Genomic DNA, 11,786 nt, shown 5'->3' on the forward strand with positions numbered 1-11,786 from the left:
TTCCGGCCGCCTTCATACAATTCATTCAAATTGATAAGACGCAATCACGTTTATTTAACTACGTGACTTAGCGGAATCTTATGCCTTGCTGCAGTAGAAATTCCCCGAAATTTGGAAATTCATGTACAAGAAGGGGAGAAACATGAACGAAACCATTCGTTCTCTGCTGGCCAAGGTTGGTGGACTGTCAACATCCGTCGAGGCGATTTCCGATGAGGCCGATCTTTACGCAGCCGGTCTTTCTTCTTTCGCCTCCGTCCAGTTGATGCTTGGTCTTGAAGAAGCCTTCGATCTGGAATTCCCGGACCATCTGCTCAACCGCAAATCCTTCGTCAGCATCGCCGCTATCGAGACCACTCTCTCGACGATCCTGGAAGACAGAAAGGTCGCATAATGGACCTCTCGGCAAGATCTATCGACAAGAGCCTGAAAAGCAGGGTGACACGCGTGGCGGCGGTAGCGGCAGCCTATGCGGATGAAGTCGACAAGGCGGGACGCTTCCCGCGCGAGGCGATCGACGCCATGAAGGCCGAACGGCTGATGGGCATCATGATCCCGGTCGAGTTCGGCGGCGAGGGACTTTCCCACGCCGAGATCGCCGAAACCTGCACCCTGCTGGCGCAGTCCTGCGCGTCGAGCGCGATGATCTTCGCCATGCACCAGATCAAGACGTCGAGCCTCGTCTCCCACGGGGGAGAGGCCGAATGGCACCGTGCCTTCATGCGCCGCGTCGTCGCCGAACAGCTCCTGCTTGGCTCCGCAACCACGGAAGCCGGCATCGGCGGCAACATGCGCAACAGCATCTGCGCCATTGAGGTCAAGGACGGCGTCTGCCGCCTGGAGAAGGACGCAACCGTCATCTCCTACGGTGCCGATTCCGACGCGATCCTCATTACCTCCCGCAGCCACAAGGATGCAGCATCCACCGATCAGGTGATGACCGTCTTCACCAAGGACCAGTACACGCTCGAGCACACCCAGACCTGGGATACGCTTGGCATGCGCGGCACCTGCTCCGATGGCTTTATCTTCCGCGGGGAGGCTCCGGCAGAACAGATCCTGCCGCTGCCTTTCGCGGAAATCGCCGCACAGTCGATGCTGGCGAATGCGCATCTTCTGTGGAGCGCCCTCTGGTACGGCATCGCCGTCGACGCCTTCACCCGCGCCCAGAACTTCGTCCGCGCCGCCGCCCGCAAGGCGCCGGGCACGCAGCCTCCGGGCCTCGTGCAACTCGCGGAAATGTCGAGCCAGTTGCAGGCGATCCGCGCCAATATCGTGACCGGCCTAGAAACCTTCGAAACCGCACGCAAGGATTCCGACCGCCTGTCTTCAATGGGCTTCGCCGTTGCAATGAACAACGTCAAGATCGCCTCCTCGGAGATGATCTTGCCGGTCATCAACCAGGCCATGCGCATCTGCGGCATCATGGGCTACAAGAACGGTACGCCCTATAGTCTCGGTCGCCATCTGCGCGACGCCCACTCGGCGGAACTGATGATCTCGAACGATCGCATTCTCGCCAACACCTCCACCATGCTGCTCGTTCACAAGCAGGAAACCGGATTGCTGGGGTAAAAGCCATGGATATGCAGGTAAGCTTTCTCGACCGCCTCTTCGAAAGCGGTCTCCTGATCGAAACCGGTGTCGACGGCCTTTACGGCCGCAGCGGCCGCTTCGAAGACGTGATCGCGGCGTTCGAACGCCTCATCGACCGCTATGGCGCTGCCGACGGCGCGGAAGCGATCCGCTTTCCGCCCGGCATGAACCGGGCCTATTTCGAAAAGAGCGGCTACATGAAGAGCTTCCCGCAGCTTGCGGGCACGGTGCACAGCTTCTGCGGCTGCGAACTGGATCACGTCAGCCTGCTGAAATGCATGGACGAAGGCAGCGACTGGACGGCCGAGCAGAAGGCGACCGATATCGTGCTGACGCCGGCGGCCTGCTATCCGCTCTATCCGACCGTCGCCAAACGCGGCAACCTGCCGGAAGCCGGCGGCCTCTACGACCTGCAGTCCTACTGCTTCCGCCACGAACCATCGAACGACCCGGCGCGCCAGCAGCTTTTCCGCATGCGCGAATATGTCCGCATGGGCACGCAGGCCGACGTCACCGAGTTCCGCCAGATCTGGATGGACCGTGGCGTCAAGATGATGGCCGAAGTCGAGCTTCCGGTCGAAATCGACGTGGCCAACGATCCTTTCTTCGGCCGCGCCGGCAAGATGATGGCCAACAACCAGCGCGACCAGAACCTGAAGTTCGAACTGCTGATCCCGATTACATCGGTCACCAAGCCCACGGCCTGCATGAGCTTCAACTACCATCAGGACGCCTTCGGCACGAAGTGGGGCCTCAACCTTGCGGACGGAGCCGTCGCGCACACGGCCTGCGTCGGCTTCGGCCTCGAGCGCATCGCGCTTGCGCTCTTCCATCACCATGGCCTCGACACCGAGGCATGGCCGGCATCGGTCCGCGCAGCACTCTGGGGCTGAGCCGACCGATGAACGCAGTCTTTCCCGGCATCGAGCCGGCCACATACGTAACGCATGCCCTGCATGCGAGCGACCGGATGTGGCCGGAGACCAACTGCTATGTCGACCTCTGGATCGAGGTGCTGGCAAGCCATCATGTCGCGCCCGAAGCCATGCTGGGCTTCACCCTGACGCAGGATTTCGAGGGCGACCAGTTCACCTTCTTCAAGGTGCCGCTGGAAGACCTCGAGGAACTCTACGGTATCCGCGTCACGGAACTGGCGATCTTCGATAGCGTCGAGGCTCATGTCACGGAACAGATCCGGCGCGGCCGCATCTGCCTCGTCGAGATGGACAGCTTCTACATGCCCGACACCCGCGGTGTCGGCTACAGGCAGGACCACGGCAAGACGACGGTCGCGATCAACCGGCTCGACATGGCCGGTCGCTCCATGGATTATTTCCACAATGGCGGTTTCTTCCATGTCGATGGCGAGGACTTCGACGGCCTCTTCCAGCTGAACGTCTCGGAAGGCACCCTGCCCTTCCTGCCTTACACGGAGTTCGCCAAGTTTCCGGCAAAACCGGTTCCCCGCGAACACAAGCGCACGGTCGCCGCAAAACTGCTCCGCCGTCACTACGACCGCCGGCCTCACGCCAACCCGATCGCGGCCTTTGCTGCCGTCTTTCCGGCACAGGTCGAGGCGATCGCGGAGCGTCCGTTCGGCTACTTCCACAAATACGCCTTCAACACGCTCCGTCAGTTCGGCGCCAATTTCGAACTTCTGGCAAGCCATCTCACCTGGCTTTCGGAGGAGAGCTTCGTTCCGGTCGTCGAGCAGGCGTTGAAGATTTCGGAAGTGGCGAAATCGGTGCAGTTCCAGCTTGCACGCGCCGTCACTCGCAAGAAGTTCGATCCTCTGGCTTCGGCTCTCGACCCGGCGGCGGAAGCCTGGGACAGACTGATGAGCGAGCTTGGCAAGACGCTTTCCTGAAGACAAGATCCGGCCTAGAGCACAATCGGGTGCAATTTCACGGGGCGCGCTGACACATGACCGGCATGACGACCTATCTCGGCGCTGACGAGCGACCGCTCGAAAGCGGCTGGACGATGCTCGTCACCGAGGCGGGACGTTATGTCACCGCGCGCGACGTGCATCGTCCGTCCGCCCGCATCCCCGCGCCGGTTCCCGGAACCGTCGCCTCAGCCCTTGCCGGGGCCGGCCTCTTCGATCCCGAAAAGCCCCAGTCCCTGCATGACAAGGACGCCTGGTATTTCCGTTCGCTGGAAGGCGAAGAGCCGGGGCCGGCCATCCTGCGGTTCGCCGGCCTTGCGACCATCGCCGAAATCTATCTGAACGGAGAGCTCAGGCTCTCCTCCTCAAGCATGTATCAGGCGCATGACCTCGAACTTGTCCTGACCGGCAGGGACGAAATCGCCATATGCTTCCGCGCGCTGGTAGATGAACTCGCCAAGCGCGGCCCCCGAGCCCGCTGGCGTTCCGGCCTGATGGACAATCAGGGTCTCAGGCTTGTCCGGACCACGCCGCTCGGGCGCATGCCCGGCTGGTGCCCGGAAATTCACCCTGTCGGCCCGTTTCGCCCGATCAGCCTGATCAGGACGGAAGGTGACGGTGTCAAGGATCTCTCGATCCGCAGCGGCCTTGCGGAAGACGGAACGGGAAGCCTCTCGGTTTCATTTCTTCTGCCGGAGACCGCCAAAAGCCTTCGCCTCGGCTGCGACGGTCGGCAAGCCGTTTTCGCACGAACCGCCGACGGACGCTGGCAGGCCAAGCTTTCCCTGCCCGAGGTGCAGCCATGGTGGCCACGCACCCACGGCGAACCGAAACTGCATGACGTCACCCTCGACATCGACGGCAAGCGCCATTCGCTCGGCCTCACCGGTTTCAGGCGAATCGAGATCAACCGTGGAACCGACGGGCAGGACTTCGCTCTTCTGGTCAACGGCACGCGCATCTTCTGCCGCGGCGCCGTCTGGACCAATGCCGATATCCTTCGCCTACCCGGCGCGGCAGAAGACTACGCTCCCTGGCTTGCAAAGGCGGCCGAGGCAAACATGAACATGATCCGCATCGGCGGCACCATGAGCTATGAGAGCCCCGATTTCTTCCGCCTCTGCGACCGGCTCGGCATCATGGTCTGGCAGGACCTGATGTTCGCGAATTTCGACTATCCCGTCGCGGACGAGGCCTTCCTCGCTTCGATCGACACCGAAATCCGGCAATTGCTGTCGACAACACAGGCGTCGCCATCGCTCGCCGTCGTCTGCGGTGGCAGCGAGGTCTACCAGCAGGCCGCCATGCTGGGCCTGCCGGAACGGATCTGGAAAACGCCGTTCTTTGCGGAAGTCCTTGCCCGTATCGTTTCCGATGCACGGCCAGGCGTTGCCTATGTCGAGAACTCGCCTTCCGGCGGGACCATGCCCTTCTCGCCGAATTCCGGCGTCACCCATTATTATGGCGTCGGCGCCTATTGCCGCCCGCTGGAGGACGCCCGTCGCGCCGAAGTGCGTTTCGCCGCCGAGAGCCTCGCCTTCGCCAATGTGCCCGAACAGGAAACCCTCGACCGGCACCTTCCGGTCGCACCCGCTCATGATCCCCGCTGGAAGGCGCGTGTGCCGCGCGACCGTGGGGCATCCTGGGATTTCGAGGATGTCCGCGACCACTATCTCGGCGATCTCTACGGCTTCGACCCCGCCCGCCTGCGCCGCGAGGATGCCGGCCGTTATCTCGATTTCTCCCGCGCCGCCGTCGCCGAGGTCGTAACCGAGACCTATGCCGAATGGCGCAGGCCGAAATCGACCTGTAACGGCGCCCTCGTCTGGACCCTGCAGGATCTTCAGCCCGGCGCCGGCTGGGGCGTCGTCGATTCAACCGGAAAGCCCAAGTCCGTCTGGCATGCCCTGAAGCGTGCCTTCCGCCCATTGCAGGTCGCGTTGACCGACGAGGGCACCAACGGCCTTGACGTTCACCTCCTCAACGACACCACAACCACCAGGGAAGTCGTTATTGAAGTCGCGTGCCTTCGGGAAGGCCTACAGCCCGTCGTGAGCGGCAAGCGCGAGATGGTACTTGCGCCCCATGCCGGTGAAACGATCGCCTGCACCGATCTGTTCGGCGCTTTCTTCGATACCACCTATGCCTTCCGTTTCGGCCCGCCGTCCCATGACATAACCGTCGCACGCCTTCTGGATGGTGAAACGGGTGCCGTACTCGCGGAAGCCTTTCATTTCCCGCAGGGCCGCAAGGCCGCCCTTCACCCGGCAGAACTGGCGCTCGCCCTGCAAGAGACAGAGGAAGGCTGGATGCTAGACCTGTCCACCAGCGTTTTCGCCCAGTCCGTCCATATCGCGACAGAGACCCACGACGCGGAGGAAAACTGGTTCCATCTTCCGCCGGGCGCAAGCCGACGCATCCGCCTTCGCCCTACGGGCGCGTCTGGAGAAGGCAAGCCGGCGGGAACAGTCTCCCACCTCGGCTCGCAGCGCCGTTTCAGTTTTTGAGAACCGCCATGTCCTGTACCGCGCGAAGATAGGCTTCGCGTGCGGCAACCGGCGTGAGATTGTGATCCGCATCCGGCAGGATCGTCATCCGGACATTGGAATAACGGGAAAGCCCGCGTCCGCCCTCGCCAAAATGCTCGGCGAGATGCACAAGGCCGACATCGTCTTCGCTGTAGATCAAGCCTATCGCTGCATCGCGATCCTGCAACGCCTGGAACTCGCCAACAATCTGGGAATGCAGCGAACCGCTGCCTGAAAAGCGGTTGAGAACCGGCAGCAGATAACGCTTCAGCCGGCGCGCGACGGCCCGCACCATGTTCGTTGCCGCCCCCACGACATCGACCTCCCCCTTCGCCAGACGACGAAATGTCTCGAGCTTCAGCATCCGACTGCGATATTCGTGAAGCTGGCGCGGGGCGGAATGGATGACAACATCGACATCGAGCGCCGGATCCCACTGAAAGGCATAGGGATTGGCGATCACCGCGCCCTGAAGCCGTTTATCGGCGACGACGCTGCGAAATCCGAGATAGCTGCCGCTGCAACGACCGCAGATGACCGCCGGCAGCAGTTCGCTTTTTTCAAGAAAATCGACAGCGGCCGCGACATCGTCGAGCTGCGAGGGATTGTAGAGGATCTGCTCCGGCCCACCCGGCACCGGCGGGCTGTCACCGACATTGGCGGCATCGAACCGCAGGGACGCGATCCCCTCGCCCGCAAGCCGCCTCGCCATTTCGACGCCGGAGCGTCCCCAGCCCGCATGCCGGTCATAGGCCGTTCCGAGAATGATGGTCGTGGCGCCCTTCCGCTCACCGAGCGGCTGGCAGAGGACGCCATAGAGCCTGCCGTGGTTGCCGAAGGTTACCGGCAGTTCCCGGAATTCAGGGCCACGCAACTCGCTCGGCGCGTTGGTCATCGATGATACACGGTCTCCGCTTGCAGGCTGTGGACCCCGCAGGCCAGAAACCCACGACACCAGCTTCTCGCCAACGCTCTCCGGCATGACCGAAATCAGCGGGTTGGAAATGAACGCATCATAACCGGCATAATTGATCTCGAGAACATCGGCACCGTCGCGCCGCAGCGCTTCGGCAAGTTCCCTGTCTCCCGGCCGGTCCGGGCGGCACGCGACAAAGGCATAGCGAGTAGCGGTACCTGATACCACGACCTTGCGGATATCGGCCGCAATGTCCTCCGGCATGCGCAGCCCGGCTATCGAGACCTGATCGCGAATGCGGTCCTTTTCCGGTATACCAAGCCCTTCATCCACCATGCGGGACCAGATCTGCAATTCCCTGAGATAGGCGCGGCCCGAGGTTACGGGCGCAAGGCAGGCAATGCCTGCGACGTCATCCAGCCGTTCCAGCACCCGCAGGGCAAGCATGGAGCCAAGCCCCTGACTCACGACGGCAACGGTTTTACAGCCGGACAAGGTCCGCAACTGCGCTGCCGCTTCGACGATATCGTTTTCCCAGAGAGCGAGCCCGGAAGCCGCCCCATCGGCAATGTCCAACGCGTCACCGGTCCCGGAATAGTCGAAGCGCAGGCTGGCGATCCCGCCCGCCGAAAGCGCATCGGCAAGCACCCGCCAGAATTTGTGAACGCAAAGCTCCTCCAGCCCCCACGGGCTGACAAACAGCACTGCGAGATCGTGGGTCGGGGCGGCTGATGGCATGAAAAGGCCGACCTTACCGGAAAACGTGACCGGCCGCGCCGCCGACACGGCCGGCTTCAGGGCAGGTCCTGAGTTTTCCATTGGCAACTTCGACAAGGCGTTCATGGCTCCCCCTTCACCGCGCGCAACCCCGCGTCAGTTACTCCCCTCGAAGACCCGTGGCTTGGCGACAAGAAAACCGAGCAGCCTGTTGGCCAGCGATGCCGCCGGTCCCGGCAGGCGCACCACAATGCTCTCAATGGCTACGAGATCTTCCGCCGGAATGGCCCCGAACAACCTAAGGGCCGCGATATAGACAAGCGCGCCGCAACCAATTGACAGAACCAGGCCCGCCAAGCCCGGAACGACGTTAAGAACGCCATAGGCAGCGCCTGCGCAAAGGGTTGCGGCAATCGTCACCTTGACGAGCGTCACATACATGCTGCGCAACGATCCCACGAATTCCAGTTGCCGCAGCGTCAGGATCGCCATGACCAGGAATACGACGAAACGGATGGATGCCGCACCCTCGCCGGAGAATTCGGGCACCACCAACAAGGCCCCACCGACCATGATGACGGCCCCGATGAAGCATATGATGAGACGGGCACGTACCCGGTCGAGCGACAGCAGATATTGCGAGCAGACAAGCCCGAAGACATAGATCGGCGTGACCAGCGCGAGGATGGTGAGCATCGGGCCGCTTTCCGAAAAGGCTTCGCCGAAGACGGTCGTCACCAGACGCGGCGCGATGACGGCAAGCCCGAAGCTCATCGGAAGAGTGATGTAGGACAGGCTGCGGACAACGCTTTCGAACACCTCGACCGGCAAGCGCCCATGCCCGTTGGCATGTATCTTCTCCGAATAATAAGGGACGAGGCTGCCAGTCAGCTGGACGGGCAATTGCAGGGCAAGGTTCGCCAGCGACAACGCAGCCGCATAGTAACCCACCATCTCGACGCCATGGGAACGTTCGAGGAAGTAGATCTCGACACGGGTGAGGAAGATCGACTCGATGATGTACTGCACCGACAGCATAGCCGACGATGTCACCAGATAGCGCGGTGCGATACCACACAGATTGGCCGGACTGCGGAACAGGCTGAGCGAATAGAAAAACTGGACGATGAAGCCGAGGATATAGCCGCAAAGCGCCCCGGGTATCCCGAAGAAGATCGCGCCGAACAGCACGCCCCCGAACTGCAACAAACCTGCCACCACCGATATGCGGAAGAAGGCGGCAACGTCCTGCTCTCCGAGCATCACATTCTTTGTAAAGGATCCGATCGACTGCACGAACAGCAGGATGCCGGTGAAGATCAGCACGACGGGTGTATTCGTGGCCCAGTGTTCGTGTTCCGCAAGCCAGTAGATGCCGCCGTAGAGTATGGTGATGGCAATGGTCGCAAGGACGACCGGGCGAAGCAGATAGACCGCAAAGCCACGCCGAGCGTCGTCACCATACCCTTGCGCGCGAAGCTGGGGCAGCAACCGGAGAAGGGTGATGCCGGTACCGAGTTCGGCAATCAGCGCTGCCGTGGCGGCAAGCCAGAGCGAGAATGCGATGATACCGTTGGCTTCCGGCCCGAGAAGACGGGCGGTGATGATGGAGCAGGCAAAACCGATCATCAGCAGGGACATGCCTGCGGCAGCATTCAGAGCCGAGTTTGCGACGATCCGCTTTACCATTTTACCTCTATCCAGGCCCTGCATCATACAGGTGCGTACATCCAGCGCTTGTAGTGGGAAATCGTTGAAAATTGCTCTTCTGCGCCGCCTTCCGGGCGGATGAGTTTGAAATGTGGTTAACCTGACCTGTCTGCCGGGAAGATAACCTGCACGGCTTCTTCCCAGGTTCTGATCCCGGACACGTCGATCCTGCTGCGGTCGTAGACTTCGGCCTTTGAAAAAGCCTCGCGAATGGATGCCAGATCCGCGGGATCGTAGGCGCAGACATGCGCCCGTCCCCCTGCCGCGAATGCAGGCGCCACGATCGGCAGCCTCGAATAGCTGTACTGGATCATCTTCAGGCTCGACTGGCTGAGATAGTCGGCACCGTCACTCAGGCGATAAGGCGCGAGACCGATATCGGCGAACTTGATGAAAGGTACGATCGTCTCGAAGGCGATTTCGCCATGGACGACAATGTTATCCCGCGGCTTTGCCGGGAGCGTCTTCTTGCCGAAGAGATGAAATGTCCAATCCGGATTGGCCGCCGAAAGCGTATCGATCACATTGGCATCGAACAGCATGTCGCCGACGCTGACGGCATTGAGCGGCTTTGCATAGGGGCTTGCAGTTGCCTGATCGAAGACCCCCTTGCTGATGCCGTGCGGCAGATAGAGAACCGGCGCATCGGCGGGAAAATCCGGCCGCATGGCCTCCGCCATGATGTGGACGAGGTCATAGAGACCGATACTCTCATTGAGCACCTCTTCGATCACCGGATGCACCCCGATGGTCTTCAGCCGGTCGGCAGCGTGATAGACGATCTGCGCATCCGGTGCCTTGCGGCGAATGAGCGGGGTGAGAAGCGGCGCAGGCCCGCTTTCGATCAGCACATGAGTATAGCCCGGAAGGCGATCTTGCACAGCCTTCGGCAGCAGATCCGCATAATGCCGGAAGAAGAGCCCGGACAGGCGATTGAGGAACGGCTTCTTCAGGTTCATCGGGTGGAAAGGAGCGAACCAGATGAATTCCTCGAACCCCGGACCGATCTCTACCCAGCGATTGAGCACCCGCCTGCGGGCATAGGCATAGCGCCCGTCCTTCAGGAAACGGCTGATCGGGCTGAGCCGGCAGGTGAGGAAATCGACGTGATCCCCCTGCGCCCGCAAGGCGTCGGCCATGAAATGCAGGTCGACCTTGCGCGGCGCGGCAGCAAAATGCTGGCCGCTAACGATGAGCACACGGCGGGGCATGCGAGGCTCGACCATCGGCTCAGGCACTCGCCCGGACAGGACGTCCGCGAAGCGCATCCTCGTAAATTGCGGCATAACGATCCGCGACGCTCGCCCAGGCATGGGTCGCAGCCGCATCGATCATGGCGTTGCGAACAGCTTCCGGATCGGACGACAGGTATTGGTAAGCCTTGCGGACAGCCGCCGCCGCCTCTTCCGGCCGGGCGAAATCGGCAAGGAAGATGCCGCCATGCCGATTGCCGAGCGCATTATAGGCGTCGTTGGTATGCAGGACCGGAACGAGACCGGCACTCATCGCCTCGACGGCAACGAGGCCGAAACCCTCATATTCCGATGCGGAAGCGAAAAGCGATGCGAGGCCGATCAGCTTGCGGACCTCCGAATTCTCCAGCCCGACATGCAGGGTAACCTGCCCCTCCAGTCCGCGACGCGCGATTTCGTTGCGGATATCCGCCTCGCTGTGATCCGAGACGGAGCCAACGACATCGAGTGCCCAGCCGGGCTCGATCTTGTTGAGCGCGTAGATGGTGTCGAACAGCCGGTCCAGCCGCTTGTTCACGGAAAAGCGCCCGATGGTGATGATGCGGCGCTGCGGCACCGGCGAAGAAAGACGCGCGAATTTCTCGTTGTCGACGCCGTTCTCGACGAGCACGGAACGTCGGTTCGCGATCTGCGCGAACAGGTCGAGATCCGACTGGCTGCAGCAGACGACGGAGCGATAGGCGGACGCCGAAAGCCGGGTCACCGTCTTGAACCAGACATTCTTGATCGCCGCATAATTCTTCGTGTGGAAAAAACCGCCATGGGTCGTCGCGACCATCGGTTTGCCGTGAAACGGTCGCGTCCAGGCCAGCGCATCGAAGAAAAAGTCGATCGCATGCACATGCACGAGATCCGCATCGCCGATATGGCGGAACACCTGCGGAGCGACGGGATAACGGGAGCTTCCCTTCCACGGGATACGCACCACCTCGACACCGTCGATCACGTCATGCGCGGGCAGCGTCGTACCGGGATCCACGAAGAGACGATCGAGCGTGACGACGCGAACGCGGAAACCCCGTTTCAAAAGCAACCGGCTGAGATTGGAAACGACGTCTTCCAGCCCGCCGCGACTTGGCGGATACTGACGGACGACCTGCACGACGAGTGGAGAGCCTGACTTGCCGAGCGGAATCGATCCGGCTGTGGAAGAGCTGAACGCCATTTTTCACCTGCCT

9 protein-coding genes are annotated in these 11,786 nt (G+C 61.6%); 5 read left to right on the forward strand and 4 right to left on the reverse strand.

The features are described from left to right. Nucleotides 1–142 precede the first annotated feature (142 nt). The 5 genes from NBH21_RS20670 to NBH21_RS20690 all read left to right on the forward strand — a co-directional run bounded on the left by NBH21_RS20670 (nucleotide 143) and on the right by NBH21_RS20690 (nucleotide 5,991). A complete protein-coding gene (locus NBH21_RS20670) occupies nucleotides 143–394 on the forward strand; it encodes an acyl carrier protein (protein WP_250914981.1) in 252 nt (83 codons plus the stop codon). After that, the gene (locus tag NBH21_RS20675; RefSeq protein ID WP_250914980.1) at nucleotides 394–1,575 is read left to right on the forward strand and encodes an acyl-CoA dehydrogenase family protein; all 1,182 of its coding nucleotides are present in this window, start codon (nucleotides 394–396) and stop codon (nucleotides 1,573–1,575) included. Before NBH21_RS20670 ends, NBH21_RS20675 begins: the two co-directional genes overlap by 1 nt. Before the next feature lie 5 nt (nucleotides 1,576–1,580). Next, nucleotides 1,581–2,489 carry an amino acid--[acyl-carrier-protein] ligase gene (locus tag NBH21_RS20680; protein WP_250914979.1) on the forward strand — a complete coding sequence of 303 codons (909 nt, stop codon included), beginning with the start codon at nucleotides 1,581–1,583 and terminating at the stop codon, nucleotides 2,487–2,489. A gap of 8 nt (nucleotides 2,490–2,497) precedes the next feature. Then, the gene (locus NBH21_RS20685) at nucleotides 2,498–3,463 is read left to right on the forward strand and encodes a DUF1839 family protein (RefSeq protein WP_250914978.1); all 966 of its coding nucleotides are present in this window, start codon (nucleotides 2,498–2,500) and stop codon (nucleotides 3,461–3,463) included. A 65-nt stretch (nucleotides 3,464–3,528) separates the two neighbouring features. Then, on the forward strand, nucleotides 3,529–5,991 hold the full coding sequence (locus tag NBH21_RS20690) for a glycosyl hydrolase 2 galactose-binding domain-containing protein (RefSeq protein WP_250915001.1): 2,463 nt from the start codon (nucleotides 3,529–3,531) through the stop codon (nucleotides 5,989–5,991). Here NBH21_RS20690 and NBH21_RS20695 read toward each other — a convergent pair. From NBH21_RS20695 to NBH21_RS20710, 4 genes are all read right to left on the reverse strand, one after another. Then, nucleotides 5,981–7,747: an alpha/beta hydrolase family protein gene (locus tag NBH21_RS20695; protein WP_250914977.1), complete on the reverse strand. Its 1,767-nt coding sequence runs from the start codon at nucleotides 7,745–7,747 to the stop codon at nucleotides 5,981–5,983. The two genes, NBH21_RS20690 and NBH21_RS20695, sit on opposite strands and share 11 nt — an antisense overlap. Before the next feature lie 54 nt (nucleotides 7,748–7,801). After that, complete coding sequence (locus tag NBH21_RS20700; RefSeq protein ID WP_250914976.1) at nucleotides 7,802–9,334, reverse strand: oligosaccharide flippase family protein; 1,533 nt, start codon at nucleotides 9,332–9,334, stop codon at nucleotides 7,802–7,804. 116 nt (nucleotides 9,335–9,450) lie between these two features. Next, entirely contained in the window at nucleotides 9,451–10,566 is a 1,116-nt protein-coding gene (locus tag NBH21_RS20705; RefSeq protein ID WP_250914975.1) for a GumK N-terminal domain-containing glycosyltransferase, read from the reverse strand. Nucleotides 10,567–10,585: 19 nt separating this feature from the next. Further along, nucleotides 10,586–11,773 carry a glycosyltransferase family 4 protein gene (locus NBH21_RS20710; protein WP_250914974.1) on the reverse strand — a complete coding sequence of 396 codons (1,188 nt, stop codon included), beginning with the start codon at nucleotides 11,771–11,773 and terminating at the stop codon, nucleotides 10,586–10,588. Between the last annotated feature and the right edge of the window lie 13 nt (nucleotides 11,774–11,786).

It is taken from the genome of Ciceribacter sichuanensis (assembly GCF_024055605.1).
Taxonomy (GTDB): Bacteria; Pseudomonadota; Alphaproteobacteria; order Rhizobiales; family Rhizobiaceae; genus Allorhizobium; species Allorhizobium sichuanense.

Coding starts and splice junctions, on each gene's coding strand:
- NBH21_RS20705 (WP_250914975.1), bottom strand. CDS start 10,566: ATGCCCCGCCGTGTGCTCATCGTTAGCGGCCAGCATTTTGCTGCCGCG.
- NBH21_RS20675 (WP_250914980.1), top strand. CDS start 394: ATGGACCTCTCGGCAAGATCTATCGACAAGAGCCTGAAAAGCAGGGTG.
- NBH21_RS20680 (WP_250914979.1), top strand. CDS start 1,581: ATGGATATGCAGGTAAGCTTTCTCGACCGCCTCTTCGAAAGCGGTCTC.
- NBH21_RS20685 (WP_250914978.1), top strand. CDS start 2,498: ATGAACGCAGTCTTTCCCGGCATCGAGCCGGCCACATACGTAACGCAT.
- NBH21_RS20700 (WP_250914976.1), bottom strand. CDS start 9,334: ATGGTAAAGCGGATCGTCGCAAACTCGGCTCTGAATGCTGCCGCAGGC.
- NBH21_RS20710 (WP_250914974.1), bottom strand. CDS start 11,773: ATGGCGTTCAGCTCTTCCACAGCCGGATCGATTCCGCTCGGCAAGTCA.
- NBH21_RS20690 (WP_250915001.1), top strand. CDS start 3,529: ATGACGACCTATCTCGGCGCTGACGAGCGACCGCTCGAAAGCGGCTGG.
- NBH21_RS20670 (WP_250914981.1), top strand. CDS start 143: ATGAACGAAACCATTCGTTCTCTGCTGGCCAAGGTTGGTGGACTGTCA.
- NBH21_RS20695 (WP_250914977.1), bottom strand. CDS start 7,747: ATGGAAAACTCAGGACCTGCCCTGAAGCCGGCCGTGTCGGCGGCGCGG.